Source organism: Sphingomonas sp. PP-F2F-A104-K0414 (assembly GCF_004340945.1).
Taxonomy (GTDB): domain Bacteria; phylum Pseudomonadota; class Alphaproteobacteria; order Sphingomonadales; family Sphingomonadaceae; genus Sphingomonas.
Genome location: NZ_SLYD01000006.1, coordinates 1 through 26,629 on the forward strand (window position 1 = coordinate 1; position 26,629 = coordinate 26,629).

Here is a 26,629-nt window from a genome sequence, read left to right on the forward strand (position 1 = left end):
GCAGACGGCCTGATCTGCGACCGATCATAGGCGGCGCGTGCTTCCTTCTTCCCCAAAACGGAATACGCCTCGTTGATCTCTTTCGCACGAGCAGAAACATCCACACCATGATTGGTATCGGGGTGATATTGACGGAGCAGCGCTTTCCATGCGGCGTGGATAGTGTCGCGACTTGCCGTCGAGGACACCCCTAGAACAGAATAATAGTCCGGTGAGAGAGCCATCTAGCCGTAACTTGCGGCTAAATCGCGCCAAAGGAAAGTCCACACGGCGCGTGATCTTAACCTGGCCTTCCTGGTAATCCAAAGATTGGCTTTAGGCGCCAACAGTCAGATAGCTACCGTTCCCACCCGCAACTTCGTGGTTTTGACGGCACCACGCCGCCCCCCGGCGCAGACCCGGAAGCAGTCGTTGAAGCTCGAAAAGGCGCTTCCCGAAATTGGCCTTTCGTTCATGCCCGAAGTCAGATGCCCGAAAGTCGAGTGCCCGATCACGAAGCCATCCAGCTCGAACGCATGAAAGGCACGCGTATGGCGGTTCGGAATGCCCGCTTGCACCGTAGGCAATCAGGCGCGACGATGCGCCATGCTGTATCTCCTGCCACTTCTGCTCCTCCAAGCCGCGACCACCCAGACCCCGCCGCTCACTCCGGCGAGCAAGTCTGCGCCATCGGTCTCCAAGTGGCCGGCGCGCGACGCGCAGTTCACGGTCCGTGCTTTCCGCCTTCGTTCCGGTGAAACTATGCCCGAGTTGCGCATCAATTACACGACGCTCGGATCGCCTCACCGGAACGCCAAGGGTGAGATTGATAACGCTGTGATGGTCCTACACGGCACCGGCGGCACCGGCCGCCAGTTCCTCGCCCCACAGTTCGCCGACGAGCTCTACGGCCCTGGCCAGCCTCTTGACATCAAGCGCTACTGGATCATTCTCCCCGACGGGATCGGCCACGGCAAGTCTTCCAAACCTTCCGACGGCCTGCACATGCGCTTTCCGCACTATGACTACGATGACATGGTCGAGGCGCAATACCGCCTGCTGCACGATGGGCTTGGCATCAGGCGCATGCGCCTTATTATGGGAACCTCGATGGGCTGCATGCACAGCCTTATCTGGGGCGAGACGCACCCCAACTTCTCCCGTGCGCTGATGCCTCTCGCCTGCGAGCCGGTCGAGATTGCCGGCCTCAACCGGATGTGGCGCAAGCTTGCGATTGATGGGATCGAAGCGGACCCGGCATGGGCGGGTGGAGAGTACCGCACGCCACCCACGCAAGGACTGCGCACCGCCGCCAGCCTTCTCTTCGTGGCCGGTGCCGCACCCCTTTACTTCCAAGCGCAATACCCCGGGCGCGAAGCGGCTGAGGCGTTTGCCCGGGAGCGGGTTGCAGCGTCTATCAAGGGCACGGACGCGAACGACCTGATCTACCAAGTGGACGCATCGCGCACCTACAACCCCTGGTCGGAGCTAGAGGCGATCACGGCGCCCACGACTTGGGTGAACTCGGCCGACGACTTCATCAACCCGCGCAACCTCGACTACCCTCAGCGTGCGGTGGCGCGCATGAGAGATGCCAGATTTCGCCTTGTCCCCGAGACGACTGACACTCGCGGTCACGGGACGCACACCTCTGCCCGGTTTTGGAAGCGGGACTTGGTCGACCTGCTCCGTCGCACAGAATAGACTTCAATCCGCCTACTGGTGGGAGAGATCATATGAGGCTCAATGGTTCAGTCAAAGCACGGATCGTCATAGCATCGACTATGCTGCTGGCAGCGAATGGAGGGCATGCACAGTTCGTACCCCCGTCGGGCTTTAGCGGGCAAGGTGACAGGCCTGGAGTTGCCGCTCCGACCGACCCTACGGCGCCAGCGCTGACGCGCCTTCCGAACAATGGCTTGGCTGATCGCTTCGCCATCGTGCCAGGTTACAAGCGCGGAGCAAGCACGGGACACGTCGAGGTCGTAGGAGCCTTTGAGATCAAGGAGACGGATAAGCGACATCTTATCGCGGCATGGTCTACTGGCTTTCTCCCAATCACACTCTCGTTCGATGATGGCGAGTGCTATTCTCTACAGGCGGACTATTTCGGGGGCACACTTTCGAACGGCCGTATGTCCCCGATCGACTGCAACGAGCAGCAGGTAGCAAGTGAGGCAATTCCTCCTTCGCCTACGGGTGGTAGCGGCCTAGCATTCATTAACAGCGCTTGGAGCTATGCGGCATGGTCGGACAAGCAAGCAGGGACGACGATTGTCACGGCTCCGTACACGGACTCCTTCAAACCTCTATTCACCGCGAAGATGGCAACTATCGCAATCATGGCGATGAACGGACCGGACTATCCGGGCGGGAATGTTACTTTGGTCGGTAGGGTTGACGGCCGCCTTACGGTCGTAACGCTGGAGGTGGGTTACTAAGGCAAATACCCGCCTAGACGAACGCAGGTTAAAGACCCAATCTCGGTCATCCAGAGCCTTGCGCGCGGCGCTCAACTCCGGACGCTCATTCACGCTGATGACTAGCCTGTTACAAACAGGGTGCTCTCGCCAATCATCGCAATCGAGTAGACGTGGCGTCGACCCGCGCTAGTCCGACCGGCCGCTCGGACGCAGGCGGGAACGCCGCTCGCGAGGCGACGCGGCCGCCTAAGCGCTAGGCGAGCACAGCCGCCGCCGCTACCGTCCCGGCATGGACCTAATGCAGGGCGTCAGCCGCATCCTCGAGCATCTCGAGAACGACAGCGTCGAGGGCGCGACCATGGCCTGCATGCGCCTCGCAAGGCTCGCGCAGGACCACCTGAACGCCGCGATCTTCTTGCGCGAGCTCTATCCCAAGAAAGAGGAGGTCGCCCGCACGCTCTACGACGACACCTGCCATCTTGGTGCCGAGGCCGGAAAGTTCGTCTTCGAGACCTCCTTCAAGCGCTGGATTGAGATCCACACGCTCGACTATCCGCTATCGTCCTCCGCAGGCGAGGACATGACGGTCCTGCGCGTCGCCGCGGGCGAGATCGAGCCGGAGTTGGAGCAGTGGAAGGCGACGTTGGTCGACCTGCAGCCACCTCCGGGGCTGGCGGCGTTCGACGCTGCGGCGTTCCACGATTCAGCGACCTCGGAACGCGCGGGCATCAGGCTGCGCATCACCGCGCTCAACACGATCAAGGCCCGACTGAAGACGCGCTGCCTCAACTACGCGGTGCGCATGGAGCGGCAGCTCGCGTCGCAGGACCGCAACCAGCAACTGCTTTGGTCAGTGCAAAACGACGTCAACAACCATTTCAAGGAGCACGCGCCCGACGTCTACGCGAAGATGCAGAAGGCGTCCGTGCTCGCGGCGTCGCCTGACGCGGAGGACGCCGCCCTGACGCTCACCGAGGTCCGGCGGGCGCTGCAGTCGGCCGCCGACCACTTCTATCCGCCCAGCACGGAGCCCGTCATGTGCTCGGACGGCAAGGAGCGCGTGCTGGGTGCGGACAGATACTTGAACCGCCTCAACGAACACCTCGCCATGAGCCTGCGCAGCAAAGCGCAGCGAGACCTCGCCGCAGCAGAACTTACCCTACTCGACACCTTCATGCGCCGGTTAAACGACCTCGCGTCGAAGGGCGTGCACGCTGAGGTGACCCAGGCCGAAGCTCGGCAGGGACTGGTGGGACTTTTTCTGTTTCTGTCGACGATCACGCGCAGCGCGGCAGGCAACGGGTGACTTAATCTTGTTCGACGTCGAGACGTTGCCCGCTGCCGTTCAGAGGTGAGACCCCGGCTGGCCATCCTGGTCCATGAAGAGCAGATGGCCGGGAAGAGGCTCCCTCATCGGTTTTCGCCCAACCGGATGCCACGCCAGCGTCTCCGTGACGGCGGCGCTCTCGTTGCGGGCGGTCACCAACTCGGGCATGAAGTAGTTACCGTACACCATGCGCAAGCCAGTCATACCGGGCTCGAATGTCGCCATCTCGCGTCGGTTGAGCGCATGCCGGCGGCCATCCTCGTTGTTTCCGCCGGCGCCCTCGTAGCCGACGTGGATAGCGCCAGGCCGGTCGCCAGGAAGCTGCAGGGACGCCTGGCCGATCAGGCCGCGAAAGTGCGTCGACTTTCGCCGCGCGGCCTCGTCCGAGCCACTCCGCCAGCCGACCAGGCTCAGGTGGTCGACCCAAGCGGCATGAAGCGGGCGCCCCTCCGCGGGCGTCCAGTCGCCGGCCATCGTGAAATCGACCGCCGGCTCGTAGCTGCCTAGCAGCAGTTCGACCATTCGGCTGGAGCCGAAGTAGATGTCATCCTCGACCATGACTGCGTGTAGACGGGCCCAGCCGACGTCGGCCACCATACCTTCGCCACCCTCGTCGTCCCACTCGTAGATGCCGTCCGACCCCAGGAAGCGCTCGACCTTGGCGGATAGATAGTCGTCACCCAGAGTGTGCAGCTCCCCACGGAACCTGGTCAGGAGGAGGAGCGATCGACCAGCGTCGCGTGAGAGCGCGTGCACGCCATCCGCCATGCGTTCACCGGCGAGCCGCTCGTCGCGAGCGTAGCCGGACCGACCGGCACGCTTGATCTCGACTGCCCAGCTGTTGCCGGGGCGCTCCACCATCAAGTCGTTGCGCTTGGCGACTCCCGGCGCTTCGGGCACGAACCGCACGTCGTCCCACCCCCGTCTGGCATAGGCGCCGGCGACCAGAAGCTCGTAGATGCCGTCGTCCGGCTGCGCCGTGTTCTCCGTCATCACTCTGGCGGCGCGGGCCTCACCGCCATCGACGCCAACGAGGGTGTCGCGCAACTGCCCGATGCGCTGGAAGAGCGGCGCGATCCGGTAGCCTGCGGGCAGGAAGAAGTCAGGTCTCAGCGCCGGGTCCGCGTAGCGGGTCGCCTGATACACATACCACGCGATCGCGTCGGCGGGATCGAACAGCGCGGCCCGCCGGCCTTCGGCCCATTCTAGCTTGGCCGCCTGGAACCGCTCCTCAACGGCAGCCAGGCGAGGCGCCCATTCGGCCGACGGCACGAGCGACTGCAGCCAGGCGACGGCGGTCAGCACATCGTCGTCGCGCCAGTCCTGGCCATGGCGCTGCGCGAGCCAGAGCGTGTTGTGCTTCGGCTTCCTAGCCATCAAACATCTCCTTAATCAGCATGTTCTGCGCATCGCAAGCACCTGGGCGCGGCGCAAACTGCGCGCTACATGCGCAACCAGAGTAAGATAAGGCAGCGGTATGACACGTAAGGCGCTAGTCATTGGCAACGGCAAATATCCGATCGGCTACGATCTCTTGAATCCCGTTAATGACGCAGTCGCTATCGCAGAGGCGCTCCGCCGCAACGGCTTCGAGGTGACCGAGCTAACCGACGTCGACCACAACGAGATGGAGATCGCGACGGTCGCGTTCGGCAAGTCCCTCGAGCGCGACGGCGCGGCCGCCTTCTACTTCGCCGGTCACGGCGTAGAGATAGATGGCGTCAACCACTTGGTGGGCATCGACGCGGATCCGACCAACGAGACCTCGACGAAATACAATTCGCTCAGGCTTGATTTTATCGTCGACGCCATGGATCGTGCCGGGTCCGAGACTAACATTGTCATCCTCGACGCCTGCAGAGAGAACCCGTTCGGCAAGAAATGGGCACGCTCGTTCGGCGCCGGCGGCCTCGCGCCCGTCACCGCGCCGCGCGGGACGCTTATTGCCTTCTCAACGTCGCCCGGCGAGAAGGCAATGGACGGCGAGGGTTCGCACGGTCGGTACACGGAAGCGCTGCTCCAGCACATCGACGCAGTCTGCCCGGTTGAGACGATGTTTAAGCGCGTGCGCGCGACGATGGCCACCACCACCGGCAAGAAGCAAACCCCGTGGGAGCATACGTCGCTCATCGCCGAGTTTTTCTTAAACCGCAGCCGCCACGTGCCGATCACCCAGTACAGCGACCAAGCGGTCAAAGACGGCGGCTTCATCGCCGACCCCAAAAAGCCATCGCATTTGGTAATCGCGGAACTCAAATACCGCCATTACGACCGACAGAACACGGCTGCGCGGGGCCTGTCGGTGTCGGCGCTCAACAAGTTTTCCGACAGCTCTTGCTTTATGATCGGCCGCGCGCTGTACGCAGCCGCCGACGGCGACGCCCACGCCGCTAAGGGGTGGATCGCGAGCTTTGTCGGCAACGCGGCGAAGGTGAACCCGGGTAAGCGGAAGGCGCTTCTCGACGGAATGCTATTCGAGGTATTCTTTGATAGTCAGGGAACGCTTCGCGCCAAGCCGAAAGGTAAGCACTTCGACTCCCTGTACGCGATGGTGGACGTGCCGGCGCTTCGCCCCAGCCTAGAGTTTATCGCGGAGGTGCTCGTAAGTACCGGCCGAATGTTCCTGGCATTCCCGAACCTTGACGACGACGTCTCCATCGATGTCACGACGTCAATCATGCCGGGCAAGCCAAATCCCGCGGTCACCGGCATCATGGTCGGTGGCCGCGACATTCTGAAGCTTGACAGCCCCGACCGGCTGGATGACAAGGGTGTCCCGCTATACTTCATTATTTCGCTAGGCGAACTGAAGAGGCGGCTTGCGGCGGATGCGGCGTTGCCGACGTCGCGACAGGTGCTCAATTTTCCCGACCTTTCCAAGCCGCCAGAGGAGCTGCGCTACCCGGCGGGCTATTCGTTGGCTTGGTCGGGCTGAGGTCGCCGCAGAGGCGACCCACAAGACGACATTCAGCCAAGTTTGCGCGCTCACCGACTTTGGACATCCGTTCATGTCCACTCTACGTCTCGAAGAGCGATCGCGGAATGGCAAAAAGTGAGACAAACCCGTCGTTCCGATGCCGCAGGTTGAGCAGTAGCTCTTGTCGGAAGCCGACGTCCAGCGCCTGTTCGTGCGGCGTGGCGTTACGACTGAAACTGGGCCGGTCTGGGACTGTCCGGTCTTGGTCGCTTGATCCAGCGAAGCCGCCATTCGACTGTGGCAATGTCCGTGGCCGTTTCCGACCCATTCTCGGTCACTCAGCCACCAATCTTTCATCCCTAGCTGCGCCAGTCCGCTTTTTCTATCTCGGATGCCCAAGACTATCGGTGGATTGCAGTCGCGAGACCGCTATGTCTTAGCGGGGGGAATGTGTTTTAGCGAACTCTCCGGGGAGGGCATGTGCGACTGGCTGAAATACAGATCGAGAACTTCAGGACTTTCGGCGAAGGGGATGCCGCGTTTCGGCTGACTTTGCCGGCCGGCATCGCGGCATTGGTGGGAGAGAATGATTCCGGCAAAACCGCTATCGTTGACGCCATCCGACTCGTTTTGGGTACGCGGGGCCAGGATTACTTCAGGGTGGGTGAGGCAGATTTCCATCAGCCACCGGACGGTGGTGTAGCCAGAAACGACATCCGAATTGTCTTGAGGTTCGATGCGCTCAGCGCTGGCGATCGTGGGGCTTTCCTCGAGCATCTCACTTATCTCGATGGCAAGGCCCATCTGTTCTTGCATTGGCAGGCGGTGGCGGGCTCCCGCGGTCCGTCCAGACGTTTCACAACCGTAGAGTGCCGTTCGGGTGCCACGGGCGGTGGTCCGGCTCTGGAGGCCTCGGCACGGGCTCTACTCTGCGCGACTTATCTGCGGCCACTCCGCGATGCCGATCAGGCTCTTTCGGCCGGCCGCGGCTCTCGGCTCGCCCAGATCCTCCAGCAGACTGAAGAGATCGAGAGCGTTGGCGAGGACTTTGATCCTGCGGCTTTCCCGGAAGATCCGACGACACTGAGCGTCCTCGGCATAGGCGACTTCGCCAACGAATTGTTGGAGCGTCAGGCCGGGATAGGTAACGCACGCGCACGCCTAAACGACGACTATCTCGCCAAGCTCTCGTTCGAAGGCGATACGCTAAAAGGTGCGATCTCCGTTAGTGGCGCTCGCGGCGACAAATCCGCACGGCTACGACAACTTTTGGAGAAGCTTGAACTCGATTTGCGCGACGACGGCGTCGCGGACCCACCCCCAGGGCGCGGCCTTGGTTCCAACAATCTATTGTTCATGGCATCCGAGCTGCTTCTCCTCAGCCAAGAAAATGAGGGTTATCCTGCGCTGCTAATCGAAGAGCCCGAGGCGCATCTCCATCCCCAGCGCCAACATCTCCTGATCAACTTTCTGAAGCAGAAGGCGATTGTGGATCGGGGTGCCGAGCATGGGCTTCAGGTCTTGATGACGACCCACAGCCCATCGCTTGCCTCGTCGCTCAAACTCGAAAATCTTGTGCTGGTTCGCAATGGGCGAGCGTTCCCGATGGGCCGCGAACATACCTTGCTCGCGCCGGACGACTATGCGTTTCTCGAGCGATTTTTGGACGCCACGAAAGCAAACCTCTTCTTTGCTCGCGGCGTCATGATCGTGGAAGGCGATGCCGAGAATATCCTCCTGCCCACGCTCGCCAGGCTGATCGGAAGGGATTTGGCACGCCATGGTGTGTCAGTTGTCAATGTTGGAGGTACGGGCCTTGGCCGATATGGGCGGATTTTCCAGCGCCGCGCGGCGGACGAGCAGGGGCTACTCAACGTCCCGGTGGCCTGCATGACCGACATGGATGTGATGCCCGATTGTGCGCCGGCCATACTCGGTCTTACCGCTCCAGATGGTTCGGTGCCCACGAAGGGCAGCAGGCGGTGGCGCAAGAAGGGCGACTTCGAGGACGATGGCCTTGAGAGCCAACGCGCTTTAATTGCTGCCCGCGCCAACGGCCAATCGGTCCGCACCTTTGTCGCCGACGAATGGACCTTCGAATATGATCTTGCACATTTCGGCCTCGCGAGGGAGGTGTGGATTGCTGCGGATCTCGCGATCGCCGACGAACGCATCCATGCGGGCCGAGTGACGGTAGCCGACGTCCTGCGAACCTCGATCCGCAACTTCCGCGAGCTGTCTCACCTGGCCCCTGAAAGCCTCAGTACCTCGGTATATGCGAAGTATCGAGGCGGTGCCTCAAAGGCGATTGCGGCCCAATATCTGGCGGCGTTGCTCGATCGCGCAGCGGACCGGGGCCGTCTGCCTCCGGCCACACTTCGCGAGCTCCTACCACCCTATGTTCGTGCGACGATCGACTATGCCACGGGAAATGCCGGCGAGGCGCCGGTGTGATCGGTGTAGCGGAGCTTCTGGCACGGGCCGTCAGCGACGAGGACATCGCCGCTGCCTGTGCCAGTCTGGGTCTGCCAGCCTTGGCGTTTCACGGAGCCGACGGTGAGGATGCGCGCCTTGCCGTTTTGCGCTCGAACGGATCGATCGACGTCGCAGCTTGCCCCGGCAGTGGAAAGACGACGCTGCTCGTCGCGAAACTCGCGATATTGGCGAAGCGCTGGACCTCGCCCGCCGCAGGCGTCTGTGTGCTCTCTCACACCAATGTGGCACGGCTGGAGATCGAGAAAAGACTTGGTGCTGACCCAGCCGGCCGGGCGATCCTTTCCTATCCACACTTTATCGGCACGATCCACGGGTTCGTGAATCAGTTTATCGCGCTTCCCTGGCTTAGATCGCAGGCGATCGACGTGGTCGCGATCGACGACGACATCTGCCTCCGAAGGCGGCTGCACAAACTGACCCCGCCCCAACGTTCTCGGGTTTTGCAAACCAAACGCCGGGAGGATCTCCTTCGGATCATCGACGCCAACCACGATATTGGCGACGTCGCTTGGGGCGGTGGGCCGCTTGGGAAGCACACCGCGACCTATCAGGCGTTCGTTGCTGCTTGTCAGGCCACGACAGCGGAGGGATATTTCTGCCACGATGACATGATGATCTGGGCGGCGCAGGCCCTCGATCGCAATCCTGATCTACGGAACGCAGTCCGTCAGCGCTTCCCGGCGCTGTTTCTGGACGAGGTTCAGGACAATGATGACGTCCAGTCCGCGATCCTTCATCGTCTTTTTATGGAGGATGATCGGCCGGTCATGCGTCAGCGCTTCGGCGACATGAACCAAGCGATTTATGGGAGCGCGTCCGCAACCGATGTGAATGGCACGAACGGCGATGTCTTTCCCAACGCGGCAATTTCTATCCCAGTGGCTAACAGCCATCGCTTCGGTCCCCAGATCGCAACGCTGGCCGATGGGCTCGCCCCGTCCCCTCCAGGCCTCATCGGTCTGCGTGAGCATCCTGAAGCCGAACAGGGCACACAGGCTGCGATCCTGCTCTTCGGCACCCAGCAGGCCACGGCTGTGCTGCCGGCGTTCGCGCATCTCTTGACTACGCGGTTCAGTCCCGCAGAGCGTGCGGCCGGCGTTTTCGCTGCGGTCGGAGCGATCCATCGCGACACCCATCGACCGGATACGCCAAATTGCGTGGCCCACTATTGGGATGGTTACGATCATGAGTTGGCCCGCATCGAAGGGCGGCCCGCCACCCTGATCGGCTATCTCAGGCGCGGTGTCCGGGACGCGGCCGGAACGGGGGATGTTCGTCCCATAACCGAAAAGGCCGCCGATGCTGTGCTGCGGCTGGCGACAATGCTCAACCCGTCCGTTCGACATCCGAATCTGGCCAACCGCTTCCGCCAGCTAGGCCGGCTTCTCGAGCACGATACAGCGACACTCCGACGGTTTCATCTTTTGTGCTGGAAGGTTGCGACCGGCGAACTGCCTACAAACGCTGGGGTGTGGCAGACTTGGAAGAAGCCGATCACGGATATTGCCACCGCTTTGCTGGCGGGCGCCGTAGCGGAAAGCGCGGATGATTTTATGGCGTGGGAAGACGAGCGTGGAGCGGTCGGTGCTCTGGCAACGCCGGGCAACATCTTCTCTTACCCGAGCATGGAGCCTGCGGTTCGGATCAAGGTCGGCTCGATCCATTCCGTCAAAGGTGAGACTCATCTCGCAACGCTAGTCTTCGACACTCACTACAAGGGGTCGCACCTCACTCGGATCAAGGACTGGCTTACGGGCGCGAGATCCGGATTGACCGCCAACAAGCTCGAGCTGCGCAAGAGCCTGAAGCAGCATTATGTTGCGGTGACTCGTCCTTCCCATTTGCTTTGTCTGGCTATGCGGAGCGATGCCTTCACAGACGCCGAACTCGTGCTGCTGCGCTCGCGCAACTGGAACATCGGCGACATCGCTGACCAACAGATCGTTTGGCGGCCCTGAGATTGACTCGCGGACCGTTGCCTATCCGCCCCTCACTCCGGCGGTGCGGAATGACCGAGCGCGATCGCCTTTTTGCGCTGGGCTGAGGTCAGCGCTTTCCAGATACGATGGACGTTGCGCTGGGGCATTGCCCCAAGATCGGTGACATAGCTCGCCTTATCGAGCCGTACCTTGAAGAACGTGGGGTCGTGATCGATCGCGTTGGCCTGCAATCGCCAGAACACGACATTAGCGAATTTTGGCGTCAGCGATTTGTGGAGCCGGTAGTAAGCGAGCGCATTCGAAAGAATATCATTCGCTTCGGCTCCTGCAAGCCGTTCCAGCGCGCGCAGGCAGCTTTCGAGCCGCATCTGTCGCATCCGTTCGGCAAGGGTTTTACGCGCCTCGTCCGGTCCGAGCTCGCGCCCCTCGTCGAAGACAGCGACCTGGAATTTGAGGATGCACTCGGAACCGACGTCGAGGCGATGACCCGTTTGGTCGTTCCGGATCTCGAAATGGTATCGAAGACCCTCCTTGTCGCAAAGGCGGCAGGTCTCCTCCGGTATCTCGTGATCAACTGTTTGGCCGGTGAAGTGCCATTCCCGGAAGGCAGCAGGCAAAGCCCCTGCGATCGACAACGGCAGGATATTTTCGGCTACGCGTCTTGGGAAAATATCCATGCTTGGCATCATCTCCAGCCTGTGTGGGAAGATAGCTGCAAATCGACGGATGGAAAGCGCAGTTCATATCGGCTTCCCTGCTTGGGCAACCGCCCAATCCTCCGGAGGTTGGGGCCACCAATTTAATTGTCAGCACGGCAAGATTTCTGAGGTCCATGGAGGCCAACGTCCACAGTGTAAGCCGATGAGTCGTTGACCGGCTGATCGGGCGTCCATCATCCATGTCTCGGGGTCAGCTAACCGGACCCCGCCCTCGGCGCCTATGTGCTTCCATAACGGAATCAACTCGCTCGGTCACGCGCGTCCCAGCGCATCAGCCGAGGCTCGATCACCGGTCCAGTCGACGGAATTCGCCTTTGCGTAAAGCGTAGCGGCATAGTCTTCGTCGACCTGGTGAGCGTATGCGATCAGCCCCAAAATGTGCCGACGCATTCCGATCACCGATGAGAAGCCGCGCTTGGTACGATGCTTCTCTGCACCGATCTTTTTGTGAGTGAGCGCGTAGAGATGAGTCTCGATGTTGTTACGGAAAGCCTTGGTGAGCTTGGGCTTGCCTGTGTCGACGAGCATGCCGAGTAGGATCTTCCTGCTGCCCGGAGAAAGGATGCTGGTCTTCTGGCGATGAACCACGAGGCCATGCATTTGGAGCGACAGTTCGGCTAACTTCACTAGCTTCATCGCGTCGCCCCGGGTTGCATCGGTTGTACGTGAGAAAGCAAGATCGTCCGCATAGCGAGTGTAGGTCCAGCCAGCTCTGATAGCCAGCCTTTCAAGCCTGCAATCAAGTGCTTCGACGGCGCGATTTGCGAGCATTGGGCTTGATGGCGCGCCTTGCGGCAAATGCCCCATTGGATGCGAGCGGTAGGGACGTTGACCACCTCGACCGAGCAACGCCCGCGCGTCACGTCGGTGATGATCCGGGCGCCGGGTACAGACCCTCGCCATTTGGAAAGAAAGGAGGGCGCCATATCCAAAGGTGCGGAAGACGCGATAGACTGCCGCTTCCGAGATCGACTCGAAGAACTGCCGAACATCCATCTTCACGACCCATTTGGCGTTGACGTGCATTTCTGCCGCCCCCTTGAGATCGCGGTTCTTGGTGAAGGCGAAGCTTGCCATGTGCGACGGCGTAACCTGGAGAATATTCTGCGCAATCCAGCGCTGTACGCGCATCAGCCTCGGTTCGGGAACGCAGATCGTGCGGTAGCGCCGTGGCTGCGCCGGCACTAAATTGGCAACGCCGCGCTTCTTGACCCGAAAAACGCGATAAGGGTCTATTTTGCGGTGCGCGACTTCCTGAAGGAAGTCGGCATTAACGTCAGCGAGATGGGCAAGGTGGTTGAGCGTCAAGATGACCGGCAAGTCGGGATGGGTTCGCTTGATCGCGATCGCTGCCGCCTGACCCGCCTGAATGGTGACTTCACTGCGACCGGCCAGCCTAGCTCCGGCAATGAACGTCTGAGGATCCCACGGATGAGCCATCTACTTTAGCGCGGCCCTGGCGGCGCCGGATCGTCCATCAAACCGAGCCGTTCCGAGGAGGTTGCCCGAAGGGCAATGATGGATGATCCGGCGTGGACCTGCATTCACGTGCTCTTTCAACGGCAATGGAAAACTCCATTCCCCACGACAATGGATTCGTATCCACCATCACGGTCACCCTTTCGGATGACAATAGCTAGATGCTACCGTGGAATCCTCAGAGCTTCTGGATAGTAAGGTTGCGTGGTCGTGGCAATAACCGGCGTTTTTCTTTCGCGAACGCCCCCCGCTTCCAGAAACGCATAGCCCTTATCTGTCAGCCTGCCAGTGTTAGTGATCAGCGCTTTTGCGAGTGCCTCGCGTAGCATATCCATCAGTGGCGGTACCGCCATTCCGCTTCGAGCCGCCAAAGCCGTCTCCGATCCTCTGTGCCAGCGTCCCCGCAACAGGCTGAGGACGACAACCATCTTGCGCTCTTCCTCGGTCAGCGACGGCGGCAAGACAATTCCGTTGCCAGAGGCCGCCTCCCCAATGATCTGGGCGATCGTGCGGACGCCGAACAAGGCGCTGAGGGTTGGCGGAATTGGGCCGTCGTAAAGCGCCCGCCAAGCGCCCTCGCTCTGATGGATTATGGCTGGCGTGTTGTTCGGGATGCGGTAGCTGAAGGCTATGAGAGCAGCTTCGCCGCCAAAGCCATATCGGCCGGACCCGCGCCCGTCTGGAGGACCATATGTGTCCATCAGTTTTCGCCACGCGAAGTACCACGAGGGCGATGTAGCCCAGTCGATGATGGGTGATATCCATTCGCTGACAACCTCGGGGCGCAGCCGATGGGACCGAACTTTGATCAATCCTGAATTGGTCGCCGCCGCTGCGACCACGCGAAATTTGAGCAATCTTCTCGATACCCAGGAGCGGACAGTTGGCACCGCCCAAAACTTATCGAGCATCGAGCGGACGCGACTTCCAGAACCGATGAAGTCAGTCAATATGATGACCTCTCCTGCCGGTGCTGTCTTGCCACGCAGCAGATCGGGGCCCGGATGGTTCATGAAGATTTTAGGCCACGCATCTTTTTGCTGCGACGCGAGGAAAGCAATTAAGCCCTCACTACCTACACGGCTGCGCCCGCGGATCGGCTTCACGGCCGGAGGACCTGATCTCCCTACGGCGCGACGACGCAGTTTGCCATGGCGGTCGGGCAAGAGTTCGAAGGAAAAAATTGCAGATTGCTGAAACTCGCGCTCCGCATAAAGCGCGATCCGCTTCCCTCGGTGGCGAGCATTTTCGGCGATTTTATCGAGGGTTCCTCTGATTGCCGTAGAGACCTGCTCCTCGTTCAGGAGAAGCATCGCATCGAGCATAGCCGCAGCGGCTGCCTGTTCAGCCGTGGCGAATTGCGCGAGCCATTTTCGGCCAACGCTAGTCTCGCTCAATGTCGGAGGAATTGCGATGATCTTATACCGGAGAGTATGGCCTATCAAAATTGAAGGAAGCCAGAGTAAGTGTCAGTTCGCAAGCCAATTATTGGTGACAACATATCTTCAGTGGAGGAGCGACAGCAATACCGCCATTGCTGTTTGCGCCTCCCGCGGAGCGCTCCATGTTTCAGCCAAGGTCCGTCAATCTGATCGATATTACAACTAATGAACGCATGGGGGGTTTCGGGATGTCTTTTCAAGGTTGGAGATGACCGCTTTGAAGGTGCGCCAACGGACAGCACATTCGCTCCGTTCGACAACCGGAATCGGTGCTGATGTTCCCGAAGCTGACCGTCGCGAAAGTCCCAGACCCGGTCCTTGAGACCGATCAGCAAGCATGTCCGCTTTCAGGCGGATCGTGAGGCGATCCGCAATGACCGACATTAGGACGCAAAGCCGACCGGCTGGTTTGCGCGGCACGAATGACGGGTTTCAGCAAGAGCCGCCGCTCACATCAACGCCGCTGAATGTCTTAAGATGGTCGACACCCGCCAAAGCCACAACCCGATCCTGGCGGTTCACGTGTCCCTCGCCGCCGCCCCAAAACTTACCGGTCGTTCGGAGTCCTTGGCGTTCGGCTTGATACGCACCGCATCGAAAGCGCCGCCCAAAGCTTAATCTTCATGACGGAAACACCTGAAGCCCCGCCGGTGACAGCTTGCCGGTCACGGGGCGGACCAGGCAGTGCCGGCCCCCAACGCTTTCATCGCTTAGCAATATGCGGCAATCATCTGCTTGAGCGGAGCGGACGTGCTCCATCATATCACGGCTAACTTGACGCGCGCGCCCTCAGCGTGTGTGTTATCCGCTATGATCTGATCGGAGAGCTGGGGTGGTGATTGGAAGACAGCCGGACAGAGTTCCGGTATATGCTCCAGCTCGCCCATCTCTTGTGCTGGCATCGTTCCTTGGCGCGATCCTCGGAGCCGCCTTCATCGCCTTTCTTTCCACCGGCGGTATCAAGGCGGACGGCATGACCTACGCCGACCTCGCTGCCATTTTGCTTTCGGCGGTCGGGGTGATAGTCGCCATTTTCGGCGGTGTTTTGGCAATCGCCGCGTTCTGGGGGTTCGAGCAGATGAAGCTCGAGGCAGTGCGTAGTGCCACAAACGCCTCACTCGCTGAGACTCGTGAACAGATTGAGAACGGATCAATCCGACGCTATATACTCGAGGAAGTAGAAACGCGCATTTCTGAGATCGTGGCTTCCCCCGACTTCGACCGGCGCGTTAGAGCGCGGGTAGACCAGATCGTTCTCGGCAAACCGGACGATCGGCTGCTCGATGACGATGATGACGGAGACGACCGATGAGCCCCGAGTGGCGTACCCTAGGCGAAGGCGTTCGCGATACTATTGAAGAGTATCAGGATACGGCACCCGTCCGGCTATCCCAACTGGCCCGAGCCCTTGGGGTTCCGATCAAGGCCGCTACGCTCGCCCCTGGCATTTCCGGTGAGATAAGGCCGCAAGACAACGGCTTTGTCATCCGGATAAACCGTCATGATCCCTCAAAAAGGCAGCGGTTCACAGTAGCCCACGAACTTGCACATTTTTTACTTCATTCAGACCAAATCGGCGCTGGCGGCATCTCAGACGACGTGCTCTATCGATCTTCCTTATCCGACAAGCGAGAAGCGCAAGCCAATCGGTTGGCGGCTGACATTTTGATGCCCGATGACCTTGTTCTTGCCAGTGTAAACGAAGCGCGCGAGAAAGGGGTCGGCGATCTAATTCTATTCCTAGCCGAGCAATTTTCTGCATCGGAAGGTGCAATGCGGATCAAGCTAGAACAGTTAGGGGTCGTCGATGCCGCTCAGGCCATGGGATAGCGTTTCTTACCTACCTCTTCTGGCGCTCAAGCCCGCGGAGATGCGGGCCCTAGAAGAGCTGCCGGAACAGACGAAAGACCGCTTACTGCCACTGGTGCCGTTAAGGCCTTGGGTCGGATCTCATCGCCTGGAAAGCTCCATCGATCGAATAGCTGTATCCTATGGTGATCGCCCGGTCCTCGTCGAGGTAGGAGAGCGTGAGGTCCCCAAATCTCGGCCGGTATTCGAAGAATTGGAGGCTCTTCGAAGTCCAGACGAGGGTTTCGACAACTGGTGCGAGTTCATTGAACAGAATGAAAACTATATTCCTGTTGCCCAGGTTGGCATTGATCCAATAGCAGAGCGCCAGCAAATCGCCCGGCTCCACGCATTGGAACGCGGTCTGGCGGTCCGGATAGAACGAAGCGCGTTCGGTGGTTTAGGCAGGTTGGCAGTTGAAATTGGTCGACTCACAAGAGGCGGGCTCGATGTCTGCTTTATGATCGACTATGGCGCTGTCCGTAGTGACCATTTACTCATTGCCGCTCAAACCGTCGGGCTGATCAGGACGGTTTGGGCAGCTGCGCCACTGGCCACCGTGTCGGTGTCCGCTTCGTCGTTCCCGTCGAGCTTCACAAATCTCCCGCGCCAGCTCATCTTTGAACGACGCCTGTTCGACGAAGTGGCCGGCCAGTTAGGTCACGAGCGGCTGATCTATGGTGACCGTGGCAGTGCGCGTGCGGACCAGCTCGGGGGAGGAAGCGGAGTGATCCCGGCCCGGATCGATTATCCCGATTTTGAGCAATGGACCTTCTTTCGCTCCGACGAGGCCGGGCTCGACGGATATATCGAACAAGCTCAAGCCCTAATGGCAAGCCCCCTCTGGAATGGTGAACTACGGGTTTGGGGCACGCAGATGATAGAACGAACGGCGAGGGGCGACGCCTCTGCTATAGATACGCCAAGCAAATCAACCGCCGCGCGCATCAATCTACATCTACAGTTGCAGACGTTTCACGATGACCCCGGGGCGGTCGAAGACACTGAGGATGACTGGGAGGACTAAGCGGCGTGCAACGGTGTTTGCATTGCGGCGACCCAAGTCGCCCAACGCTCCGCTTGTTCTTGCGCGATTTCTTGCCGTTGCTGGCGTCCCGCATGGTAACGGCTGAGCAGCTTCAAATCGTCGACACGGATCGGCCGACCTCGAACGGCTTCCCAGAAGCGAGCGCTCGTCTCGCCATAGCGCTTATGAAATGAGCGTCCAAACTCAGCGCGGCGCGCATGGTCGACGTCAATGGGTGAGAGTTCAGCGGTCTGCCGTTCAATGGCGCGGGTCGCACGACGCTCGTCCTCAGCAGTAAGTAGGTGGAGCAACCACTGGCCGCTGATCGTACGCAACTCTCCCGGCGCGTGAAGCTCCCAGTCGCCCAAAACTTCGGCCCGCCAGACTTTCGCTCCATGCAGGTCTACATCCCGTAAGCCATGGATATGCTTGGGGGCGACGATCAGCTCGGTTTGATCGAAATAACGGGCGTAACCCTCCATTTGAGATGGCAAGCGCTTCAGGGTGTCTGACGCACTCTTGATCTCTACCCCATAAAAGGTGTTACGATCCAGCAACGCGAGATCGGCACGAATTCCAGTCCCGTTCAGCGAAAACTCACTAGTCACGATTGGCAAGACGCGCCCCCGTGCTTCCCGCCGAATGCGCGCTAGCGCGACTGCCTTGATGCCATTTTCGTCCATGTCACGCTCGCTGGGTGGGTGGGCCGATGGCTGTGCATCGGCGTACTGTCAATGCATAACCGGCTGGCTCAAGGATCCAAGGCTCGTGGCTCGGCTTGGGGCAACTGTCCGCCATTCGATGCAGCCCCTCCCTCGCGAAGCCCCCCCTGCTTTCCATAAGTGTTCCGACGCTCTCTCGCCTAGCCACCCATATACCGTAGGTGAGGTGCACGGAGGGGATCATTTCCAACCTCAAATCAGAAGGTCCGTTATTTATCATGGAAGTGGCTGTTCGCCCCCCTGCAACACTTCCTCAACGAAAGTCCGTTTACGATGATTGCTGTTCCGAAGCGGACCGGCAGCCATCCACCATCACCTCTACTCTTCGTTCTCACTGAGCTCCAATCAGGTTGATCCGATTGCCAAGATGACGGAACGCGCGGTCACGGCAGGTCAGCAGAATCACCTGCATTCGCGACGCCGCGTCGGTCAGGATCTCGGTCATCAGATCGAGGCGGGCATCGTCCGAATAGACGAGCGGGTCGTCGAGGATCAGCGACACCGGCACGCCCTGCTCCAGCAGCATGTCGGCGAAAGCCAGCCGAGTGAGCACCGCCAATTGCTCCTGCGTTCCTCGCGAAAGATCGCCGCAAATCTCGCCCAGACCACCACGCGTGATCGACGTCAGTCCCAGATCATCCCCAAAGCTCGGATCGCAGCCAGGCAGGAGACGTTCGATATGCCGACGCGCGCGCCGTGCAACCGGCCCGACGAACGTCCGTGAGGTCTCTGCTCGCGCCCCTTCCAGCGTGTCGCGAAGAAGCTTCAGCGTCTCCGCCTCCTGCGTCACGCGCGCCAGGTTGGCGGCCGCAGCATCCGCTTCTTCTCGCGCAGCAGCAGCGCGGTCCGCCAGTCCCTTGCCGCCTTCCGCCTCGATCCGCGCCTCGAGCCCGGCGACCACCTTTTCAAGATCGACCCGCTGCGTCCGGGCGACCTCAACACGTTTGTCCAACACCCCGATCTGGCGTTCGATCGCCGCTACATCATGCGCTGTCGCAGCACGTTCGGCGTCCTGCAGACTAACCAGCGCTGCAGCTTCCCGCTGACGTGCATCCAGCAGAGCCTTATCCAGACGATCTACCTCAGGCTTGCCTTCCAGAGCAGCCAGCTGCGCTACGGCGTTGGCAGCATCACGCTCGGCGCTAGCCGCCTGAACCATCAGCGGCGCATTGCGCGCTTCCAGCTCGCGCAGTTGCGCAGAAGCCGCCTCATCGACACCCTCCGCCTTCGCAAGCGCTGAATCCGCCTCCGCCGCGATCACGCTCAACGCGTCGACGTCCGGTCCTTCCTCACTGCCCTCCCCTTCAGTGCTTTCCGGCAATCCTGCGATGAAGGTCTTCAGGGCCGAAGCACCGGCGTCGAGACCGAGCAACGCCACGGCCGGCGTGATGCCAGATATCCTCGCTTCAAGCGTCCGCCCGTTGGCAACAGCATCACGTGCGACCTCATTACGGGACCGAGCGTCTGTGACACTCGTCACCCCGTGGTCAGCCAATGCGGCGCCCAGATCATCGCGGGCGTTGGCAAGCGCCGTTTCTGCGCTTTGCAGCCCCGCTGGCGGTCGGATGACCAACTCAGCATCGCCAAGCTGGATGCGCGTCTCGCGCGATAGCGTCCGGTCACCGGTCTCAGCCGGCATGCCGTCGATCCGAACGCCGCTGACATCGCCCGTGAACTCCACCCGGGTCGCCCCGGCCTCGACGGCCGCGCGCGCCTTGTCGACGACACGCTCGCGTTCCTCCAGCGCCTTGATGACGCTGGCGGGGATTATGGTCGTACCAAGCTCGCGCTCTGCCTCCAGTTCGGCTTCGAGAGGCAGCAATTCGGCGTGCCGCTGGCGTACCAAGGCGATCTCGATGTGGCGTGCCCGCGCCGCAACCAATTTGGTGCCAGCATCGAGTGCGGCATGCGCCTTGCGCCGGCCGTCGCGAGCCTTAGCCAGCCGATCACGCGCCGTACTCGCTCGCTCTCGCGTGCTAGCAAGCTCCTTTTCAAGGCCGGATCGTTTCTCGCGGGCGTTGATGAGGGCTGTGGCCGTGTCGCTGACAGCCTTCCGAGCATCGGCGAGGCGGGCGGTTAGATCCTCCAGTGCCTTGACCTGGTCGCCAAGACGGCCTTGTTCGGCCCGCCTGGTATCGCGCAACTGCGCCGCAGACCGCGCCACGTCGATCTGACCGACCAGCACCTTTCGCCGCTCTGTGTCCGTCGTATCAGCAAGATCGCGATCGAGCACCTTCAGCCTGGCCCGAGCCGCCTCGAGATCGGAGAAGCCCTGCTCTAGAGCGGCAAGCCGAGTTGACGCCTCGGTCGCAGCGCTCTCGGCAGCGTCATGCTCGGTACGTGCTATCGTCTGGCGACCGCTAGGCCGGCCGGTGGTGGTCCAATAGTCTCCGAACTGGCTGTCGATCCGGGGCCGGACACGCTGGTAGGCTGCGCCGCCCATGATCGTGCCAACCTCCGCCTCCAGCGTCGCGCGCACGCTGTCGCGGACTATGTCACCCGGAGCCGTGACTTCGAGCGCCTGCGCCTGCCCTACCCAAAGCAGCCCCAGCGCGCCGTGTGCGGCCGCGTCGCCGGCTTGGCTCGTGTCACGCCGCGCGCCGAGCAATGCCTGCAGCTGAGCTTCAGCATCTTCGCCTTGTGCACGGCCGTTTGGTCCACGCACCTCGACCGACGCACCTTTCAGGAAGCGCTTGCTGACCTGCCAGTCCTCGCCTCGCGCCTCGAAGCCGATCTCGATCTGCGGGGCGACGGCTTCGCCGTGCGGTGCATAGCTGCGCGCCAGGCGGTTGGCTGTGTTGTGCCGAATGAAGAAGGCCGCGCGCATGGCTTCGAGCAGCGTCGACTTGCCGGTCTCGTTGGGCTCGATAATGACGTTCAGGCCGTCGGTCAGCCCGTCGAGGACGAACGGATCACGGAACTTGCGGAAGTTGGACAGCACGATGCGCCGGATCTTGAGACTCATGCTGCGTCCTGTCCGCGCTGATATTCCACGAAGAGGCGCTCGAGCGCCCGCTTGGCCGTGACCCCGTCGGTACCGCCGGCCTCGATCATGCTCATCAGCTTCGCGGCTGCCGTTCCGATCATGCCCTCGACTTGAAGATCCGCCAGATCCTGCTCGCTCGGCCGACCCACCAGGTCATCTGCCGCAACCGCCAGATGCCGAAGGCGATGACGCAGGTCATTGTCCAGTTTGCCAAGGACCGCGATCCGGTCGGAGAGGCTGACGATCCCGGCCAGCGACAGCTGCAGGAGCGTCGCCGACGGTTCGATCGGGCTGAGCAGCCGATCGCACTCGGCTACGAAGCCGTCCGCGTCCGGGATCGTCCAATCCCGCATCAGCCATTGGAACCTGCCCGTGCGGATAGGTGACACGACCGGCTCCACGCCCGGCTCAAGCGTCACGAGCAACGCATATCCCGGTTCGTCTCGTTGGAAGCGATCTGTTTCCGGTGTGCCGGAGTACCAGGTTCGCGCGTCGACCCGCAGCGCTCCGTGCCAGTCACCGAGTGCCAGATAGTCCAGGCTGGAGCGCTGTGCGCGGTCCGGAGCGATTTGGTTTTGCGCCTCGCCACGCGACGAAAAGTCACGGATCGAACCATGGGCCAAGCCAACGCGTAGTGTCGCGCCCGGCGTCTCCATCGTGTCGAACAAGGCGGTTGGATCATCCAGGTTGTGCCGGTGAGTCAGCGGTGCTGGCAGGAGCCAGTGTCCAGGTTCCAGCTCGCACGGCACGGGCTCCGTGACGATGCGGATGTTCGCCGCCCCCTTGGCGCGAACACGGTCCCACAGACCACTGTTACGGGCGAAGTCGTGATTGCCGGGGAGCAGCCACCACGTGCAGGCATATCGCTGCATCCGCGACACTGCCTGCACAATGACGCGATCTTCGGGACCCTCGGTATCGAACACGTCTCCAGCGACCAGAACATGCGCGGCACCATGCTCGACCGCTGCCTTGCCGATCGCATCGATCGCGTCAAAGCGCGCTTCGCTGAGCGCTGCGCGGACTTCGCTGTCGAAGCGACCGTACGGCTTGCCCAGCTGCCAGTCTGCGGTGTGGATTAAGCGTAGCATAGGGCTCTCTCGGTAACTTCTGACCCACGTGTCGAACGCTGCCGCCACTTTGCCGTACTGCTGGCAACCATTATCTCGAGCGCGTTCTTGTTCAGGACGCTAAGCCCGCTGCACGAGTTGCTCGATGGTGTCTGGCTCGGCTTTGATCAGCGACAATAGAACACGCGCCGGCGCATCTGGCTGGCTGCGGCTCTGCTCCCAGTCGCGCACCGTCCCCAGTGGGAGATGGTACGCCCGCGCGAACTGATCCTGTGTCTTACCCGTACGCTTGCGGATCGCCGCCACATCGATGGGTGCCGCTACCCTCCCGTGGCCCGTTTCCCCGTTGGCATGAGCAATAGCGTCACCGAGGCCAGCTGCGATCTTGTCGAAGGCACTCTTCATTTTTTCCTCCTAATGCTGTCAGTCAGCGTCTTGGTGAAAGCGGCAAGGGCATTTCGCTCACCCTTGGTGAGGTTGGCCTTTTCGTTTTTTCCGAACACGGTCAGCAGGAACGTCGGCACATCTATACCCGCATAATAGGTAATGACCCGATACCCGCCAGATTTACCGCCGCCCGGCCGCGCTACCCGTAACTTACGGGCCCCGCCACACCCCGGCATGACCTCACCGGCTTCCGGATTGGCAGCGATCAGGTCGACCACCATCTGCTGCTCCTCGGCACTCATGCCAGCGTCCTTCGCCGCCGCAAGGTAGGCATTGGTTTCGATGACGGACTGCATACCAGAACATGTACGGGTTACCCGTAGTTAGTCAAGCGGATAGCATTTGGTTGGGAGGCACCAGAACGCGGGCGGTAGCCCCCTGCCCCATAGCCTGAACGAACGTCTGCTTACGCGGATCACTGCCCGAAAACGGCCGGGCCGTTTTCCACCAGTTTTGCCTAAATGTAGACGGTCCGCATCCAAAGATCGGCTCTTTGCGCCGACGTCAAAAAGTAGACATTCCCAGCTGTCTCGACGGTCCTACAAGCGATAACGGCACGGAAGCACGACCCTACGTATTCTCAACCAAAGGTCGTCGGTGATAGGGCTGTTTCTCGCGAGTTTCCGCATTCACCTGCGCCAGACGCTCAAGAAGCTCCCCTTGCGCTGCCATCGCGTCCCATGCCTCCGCGGATCGAAGATGACGCGCTCGAACAAGCGGTAGCAAGGACCGCTCCGCCTCGGACCGTTCTTTGGCAGCGGCGTTACGAAATGACTCAGTTTGCGATAGGCTCATCCGGCAACCTTTACCTGACATACATGGATCCGGAAGCCTGGACGGTAAGGGTGCTCATGGTAGGAAAGCGTATGCTCAAGACAAGAAGGAAGCGGCTGACCGATCGCAGTGTTCGCGCGGTCGAACGCCTCGCAAAAATCGAGACATCCATCATCGACCTTGCCGACGAGGATCTGCTCGATCTAGCCGACATATTCAAACCGGAGCCCCGCGCCCCGATCGGCGATATGGCATTCCTCGAGATGGCACGACGCAACATTAGCCTTTGAAGGCAGCAAACTATGCGGAGGTAGCTCTTGTGCCCACGCTGGGCATTATCGATCGAAGTCTACCAATGCGTTTCTCCCGATCTCGCGAACGGAACGACACGAGGTTAGAGCCATCGCAACCCGCATCTCAGCTTCGACAAGCCTCAACATGTGTGACACGCCCTGTTCCCCCGCCGCGGCCAGCGCGTAAGCCCAAGCACGGCCGAGCAAGACCCCATTGGCCCCCAGCGCCAGCATGCGCACAACGTCGAGACCCGATCGAACCCCCCCGTCCGCCAACACAGTCAGCCGGTCGCCCACTGCGTCTGCGATTGGCGGCAGCGCCCGCGCGGTCGACGGCACGCCGTCGAGTTGGCGACCGCCGTGGTTCGACACGACGATTCCCTCGGCGCCGATATCAGCCGCGGCGATCGCGTCGTCCTTGTCCAGAATACCCTTGATCACGAGCGGCCCGCTCCACTCGGACCGAATGAAATCAAGGTCGCGCCAGCTTACCGTGGGATCAAAATTGTTTCGCATCCAGGCGAAGAAGTCCTCCAGCCCGGTATTCTTGCCAAGCACAGGCGCAACGTTGCCGAGTTGATGCGGGCGTCCGTGGATTCCAACATCCCAGGCCCATCGAGGATGGGTCATTCCCTGCCAGACGCGTCGCATCGTTCCGGCAAACCCAGAAGCCCCGGCGAGGCCTGAATGGTAGTCGCGATAGCGCGATCCCGGCACGGGCATATCGACAGTAAATACGAGCGTTGAACACCCCGCCCCACGCGCTTGAGCAAGGAGCTCTCGCATGAAACCCCGGTCGCGGATCATGTAAAGTTGGAACCAGATCGGCGCCTGCACTGCAGATGTTACCTCTGACAGCGGGCAGGCGGAGACGGTGGACAAGCAGAAGGGGATACCAGCGGCTTCGGCCGCACGAGCTGCTTGGACCTCACCTCTCCTGGCGTTCATCCCGGCCAAGCCAACTGGAGCCAAGGCAACGGGTAGCTTCAGCTTTTGACCGAACAACTCGGTCGTGAGATCAAGCGTAGACACGTCGGTCAAGACACGCTGGCGAAGCGCAATGTCCTCTAGATCGGCGATGTTCCGTCTCAGCGTGACTTCAGCATAGCTACCGCCGTCGATGTACTCGAACAGGAACGGCGGAAGTCGACGGCGCGCAAGCTCGCGGTAGTCGAGCGCAGAAGCCGCGCCTCTCACTGCAGGTTCACGAAGGCGCCGCCATCGACCAGCAGTGCGGCGCCGGTGACGTAGCGTGCCATATCAGAGGCGAGGAAAACAGCTGGCCCTACCATGTCCTCTGGTTGACCAAGGCGACCGAGCGGGATGCGGCTCTCCATATACGAACGCTTCGCCTCGTCAGCGAGATCGTCCTTATTGATGTCGGTAAGTATCGTACCGGGCAGTAGCGAGTTGCACCGGATACCGTGCCGTCCAAGCGCGATCGCGGCCGATTGCATCAGCGAGTGTAGCCCGGCTTTCGTAGGCGTATAATGCGTCTGGAACTCGCCCCCAACCAATGCGGAGATCGAGGACACTGCGATCAACGTCCCACCCCGCCCCTGATCGACCATGGCCCGAGCGGCTGCTTGGCACATATAATACCCTCCAAACATGTTGACGCGCTGCGTCCGCTCGAAGGTCTCAACTGGCATATCCAAGAAGCTGTGGAACGGACAAATGCCTGCATTGGACACCATGACGTCGATGCCACCGAGTTCGGCCACCGATCGAGCAACGAAATCCGCTGCAGTCTCGGGCAACGCGACGTCGCCCTGGACGGCGATACCACGCTGACCCGTCGCTTCAATCGCTGCAAGGCATGACGCGGCACCAATCGTATCGCGGACGTAGTTGATCGCGACGTTCGCTCCGTGCTTCGCCGCACCGATCGCGATCGCCCGACCAATACCGGCCGAGGCGCCGGTTACGAGAACAGTCTTTCCCTCTAGCAGCTTCACGCCAAGTTCCCCTTCTCTTGCTTATCAGTCCAGCCGAGATCGATGCTGATCACGCGCGCGGTGGCGCGGACGTCGTCTCCCAGTCTCTGCATGCGGTCGTCATCCATATACTGCGCCGCGCTGGACACGCTGATCGCCGCGACGATCGTTCCGGTAGCATCGCGGATTGGCGCGGCGACGCAGCGAATCTGGTCCTCGTTCTCTTCCAGGTCGAACGCGCGACCGGCATCGACATAGCCCATCATGCGGTCATGCCATCGCGCGCCGTCGGCCTTGGCTTGCTCAGCCGCCAGCCGTGCATCCCAATAGGCGGGCGGATGGTCGAGCATCAGCGCTTTACCAAGCCCGGTCGAACTGAGTGGATGCCGATCTCCGACGCGGCTGGAAATTGTAATGCGCCGGCGCCCGGGCACCTTATCGAGATAAAGCGCCAAATCCGTGTCGATTACGCCCAAATGGACGGTGTCCTCACTCATCGCCGCCAGCGTCTCAATGTGAGGGCGGGCGACCTGGACAATATCGGCCTGTTCCTGGGCCTGATGTCCAAGCGCGAGAAGTTGCGCGCCAAGTCGATATCCCTCACGCGGCGTGAACGCGAGATAGCCCCGCTCAACAAGCGCCGACGCAATACGGTGCGCCGTGGAGCGGCTGAGTCCGAGCGTATCGGCGAGACGAGGCAGCGTATCTTGCCCCCGTGCGACAGCCTCCATGACATCGAGGCCGCGCATCAACGTCTGACTACCCGCAATACCGCGGTCTTTTGATCCATCCTGATCCATAAT

23 protein-coding genes are annotated in these 26,629 nt (G+C 61.0%); 10 read left to right on the plus strand and 13 right to left on the minus strand.

Going from position 1 to position 26,629, the window contains the following annotated elements:
• The coding region (locus C8J46_RS15040) for a DnaJ domain-containing protein (protein WP_207894196.1) at positions 1-188 on the minus strand (188 nt) is incomplete at its 3' end.
• Between the two features lie 397 nt (positions 189-585).
• On the opposite strand from C8J46_RS15040, the gene C8J46_RS15045 reads away from it, so the two are divergent.
• From C8J46_RS15045 to C8J46_RS15055, 3 genes are all read left to right on the plus strand, one after another.
• Positions 586-1,683: an alpha/beta fold hydrolase gene (locus tag C8J46_RS15045; RefSeq protein WP_132740939.1), complete on the plus strand. Its 1,098-nt coding sequence runs from the start codon at positions 586-588 to the stop codon at positions 1,681-1,683.
• A 215-nt stretch (positions 1,684-1,898) separates the two neighbouring features.
• On the plus strand, positions 1,899-2,420 hold the full coding sequence (locus tag C8J46_RS15050; RefSeq protein ID WP_132740942.1) for a hypothetical protein: 522 nt from the start codon (positions 1,899-1,901) through the stop codon (positions 2,418-2,420).
• 271 nt (positions 2,421-2,691) lie between these two features.
• On the plus strand, positions 2,692-3,708 hold the full coding sequence (locus C8J46_RS15055) for a hypothetical protein (RefSeq protein ID WP_165886573.1): 1,017 nt from the start codon (positions 2,692-2,694) through the stop codon (positions 3,706-3,708).
• A gap of 39 nt (positions 3,709-3,747) precedes the next feature.
• Here C8J46_RS15055 and C8J46_RS15060 read toward each other — a convergent pair whose 3' ends face one another.
• A complete protein-coding gene (locus tag C8J46_RS15060) occupies positions 3,748-5,106 on the minus strand; it encodes a hypothetical protein (RefSeq protein WP_132740948.1) in 1,359 nt (452 codons plus the stop codon).
• Between the two features lie 100 nt (positions 5,107-5,206).
• Between C8J46_RS15060 and C8J46_RS15065 the strand changes: the two genes are divergently transcribed.
• The 3 genes from C8J46_RS15065 to C8J46_RS15075 all read left to right on the plus strand — a co-directional run bounded on the left by C8J46_RS15065 (position 5,207) and on the right by C8J46_RS15075 (position 11,100).
• Positions 5,207-6,664, plus strand: coding sequence for a caspase family protein (locus C8J46_RS15065; RefSeq protein WP_132740951.1), 1,458 nt, complete (start codon positions 5,207-5,209; stop codon positions 6,662-6,664).
• 462 nt (positions 6,665-7,126) lie between these two features.
• Positions 7,127-9,100, plus strand: coding sequence for an AAA family ATPase (locus C8J46_RS15070; RefSeq protein WP_132740954.1), 1,974 nt, complete (start codon positions 7,127-7,129; stop codon positions 9,098-9,100).
• A complete protein-coding gene (locus C8J46_RS15075; protein WP_132740957.1) occupies positions 9,097-11,100 on the plus strand; it encodes a UvrD-helicase domain-containing protein in 2,004 nt (667 codons plus the stop codon). Before C8J46_RS15070 ends, C8J46_RS15075 begins: the two co-directional genes overlap by 4 nt.
• A gap of 32 nt (positions 11,101-11,132) precedes the next feature.
• Here C8J46_RS15075 and C8J46_RS15080 read toward each other — a convergent pair whose 3' ends face one another.
• The 3 genes from C8J46_RS15080 to C8J46_RS15090 all read right to left on the minus strand — a co-directional run bounded on the left by C8J46_RS15080 (position 11,133) and on the right by C8J46_RS15090 (position 14,605).
• Positions 11,133-11,759 carry a hypothetical protein gene (locus C8J46_RS15080; protein WP_132740959.1) on the minus strand — a complete coding sequence of 209 codons (627 nt, stop codon included), beginning with the start codon at positions 11,757-11,759 and terminating at the stop codon, positions 11,133-11,135.
• 294 nt (positions 11,760-12,053) lie between these two features.
• Positions 12,054-13,241 (minus strand): reverse transcriptase family protein, encoded by a 1,188-nt coding sequence (locus tag C8J46_RS15085; RefSeq protein ID WP_132740962.1) that lies wholly within the window; start codon positions 13,239-13,241, stop codon positions 12,054-12,056.
• A 203-nt stretch (positions 13,242-13,444) separates the two neighbouring features.
• On the minus strand, positions 13,445-14,605 hold the full coding sequence (locus C8J46_RS15090; RefSeq protein ID WP_132740965.1) for a hypothetical protein: 1,161 nt from the start codon (positions 14,603-14,605) through the stop codon (positions 13,445-13,447).
• Between the two features lie 1,009 nt (positions 14,606-15,614).
• On the opposite strand from C8J46_RS15090, the gene C8J46_RS15095 reads away from it, so the two are divergent.
• Genes C8J46_RS15095 through C8J46_RS15105 form a run of 3 tightly spaced genes read left to right on the plus strand, consistent with a single transcriptional unit; the run spans position 15,615 to position 17,597 of the window.
• On the plus strand, positions 15,615-16,034 hold the full coding sequence (locus C8J46_RS15095; protein ID WP_132740968.1) for a hypothetical protein: 420 nt from the start codon (positions 15,615-15,617) through the stop codon (positions 16,032-16,034).
• Complete coding sequence (locus C8J46_RS15100) at positions 16,031-16,552, plus strand: ImmA/IrrE family metallo-endopeptidase (RefSeq protein WP_132740971.1); 522 nt, start codon at positions 16,031-16,033, stop codon at positions 16,550-16,552. Before C8J46_RS15095 ends, C8J46_RS15100 begins: the two co-directional genes overlap by 4 nt.
• Positions 16,530-17,597: a hypothetical protein gene (locus C8J46_RS15105; RefSeq protein WP_132740974.1), complete on the plus strand. Its 1,068-nt coding sequence runs from the start codon at positions 16,530-16,532 to the stop codon at positions 17,595-17,597. Before C8J46_RS15100 ends, C8J46_RS15105 begins: the two co-directional genes overlap by 23 nt.
• On the opposite strand, the gene C8J46_RS15110 is transcribed toward C8J46_RS15105, so the two are convergent.
• The 5 genes from C8J46_RS15110 to C8J46_RS15130 all read right to left on the minus strand — a co-directional run bounded on the left by C8J46_RS15110 (position 17,594) and on the right by C8J46_RS15130 (position 23,118).
• Positions 17,594-18,280, minus strand: a complete 687-nt coding sequence (locus tag C8J46_RS15110) for a hypothetical protein (protein ID WP_132740977.1) — start codon at positions 18,278-18,280, stop codon at positions 17,594-17,596. The genes C8J46_RS15105 and C8J46_RS15110 overlap by 4 nt on opposite strands.
• 370 nt (positions 18,281-18,650) lie before the next feature.
• A complete protein-coding gene (locus C8J46_RS15115; protein ID WP_132740980.1) occupies positions 18,651-21,284 on the minus strand; it encodes an ATP-binding protein in 2,634 nt (877 codons plus the stop codon).
• Positions 21,281-22,396, minus strand: a complete 1,116-nt coding sequence (locus C8J46_RS15120) for a DNA repair exonuclease (RefSeq protein ID WP_132740983.1) — start codon at positions 22,394-22,396, stop codon at positions 21,281-21,283. Before C8J46_RS15120 ends, C8J46_RS15115 begins: the two co-directional genes overlap by 4 nt.
• Before the next feature lie 99 nt (positions 22,397-22,495).
• Complete coding sequence (locus tag C8J46_RS15125) at positions 22,496-22,780, minus strand: transcriptional regulator (protein ID WP_132740986.1); 285 nt, start codon at positions 22,778-22,780, stop codon at positions 22,496-22,498.
• Positions 22,777-23,118: a type II toxin-antitoxin system RelE/ParE family toxin gene (locus C8J46_RS15130; RefSeq protein WP_132740989.1), complete on the minus strand. Its 342-nt coding sequence runs from the start codon at positions 23,116-23,118 to the stop codon at positions 22,777-22,779. Before C8J46_RS15130 ends, C8J46_RS15125 begins: the two co-directional genes overlap by 4 nt.
• 522 nt (positions 23,119-23,640) lie before the next feature.
• Between C8J46_RS15130 and C8J46_RS15135 the strand changes: the two genes are divergently transcribed.
• Positions 23,641-23,886 (plus strand): hypothetical protein, encoded by a 246-nt coding sequence (locus tag C8J46_RS15135; RefSeq protein ID WP_243643427.1) that lies wholly within the window; start codon positions 23,641-23,643, stop codon positions 23,884-23,886.
• 45 nt (positions 23,887-23,931) lie between these two features.
• Here the strand turns inward: C8J46_RS15135 and lldD are convergent, their stop codons facing one another.
• From lldD to C8J46_RS15150, 3 genes are read right to left on the minus strand one after another with little or no spacing between them, the layout of a single operon-like run.
• Positions 23,932-25,086, minus strand: coding sequence for an FMN-dependent L-lactate dehydrogenase LldD (lldD, locus tag C8J46_RS15140; protein ID WP_132740992.1), 1,155 nt, complete (start codon positions 25,084-25,086; stop codon positions 23,932-23,934).
• Positions 25,083-25,847 (minus strand): SDR family oxidoreductase, encoded by a 765-nt coding sequence (locus C8J46_RS15145; RefSeq protein WP_132740995.1) that lies wholly within the window; start codon positions 25,845-25,847, stop codon positions 25,083-25,085. Before C8J46_RS15145 ends, lldD begins: the two co-directional genes overlap by 4 nt.
• Positions 25,844-26,626 (minus strand): IclR family transcriptional regulator, encoded by a 783-nt coding sequence (locus C8J46_RS15150; RefSeq protein WP_132740998.1) that lies wholly within the window; start codon positions 26,624-26,626, stop codon positions 25,844-25,846. Before C8J46_RS15150 ends, C8J46_RS15145 begins: the two co-directional genes overlap by 4 nt.
• Positions 26,627-26,629: the final 3 nt, after the last annotated feature.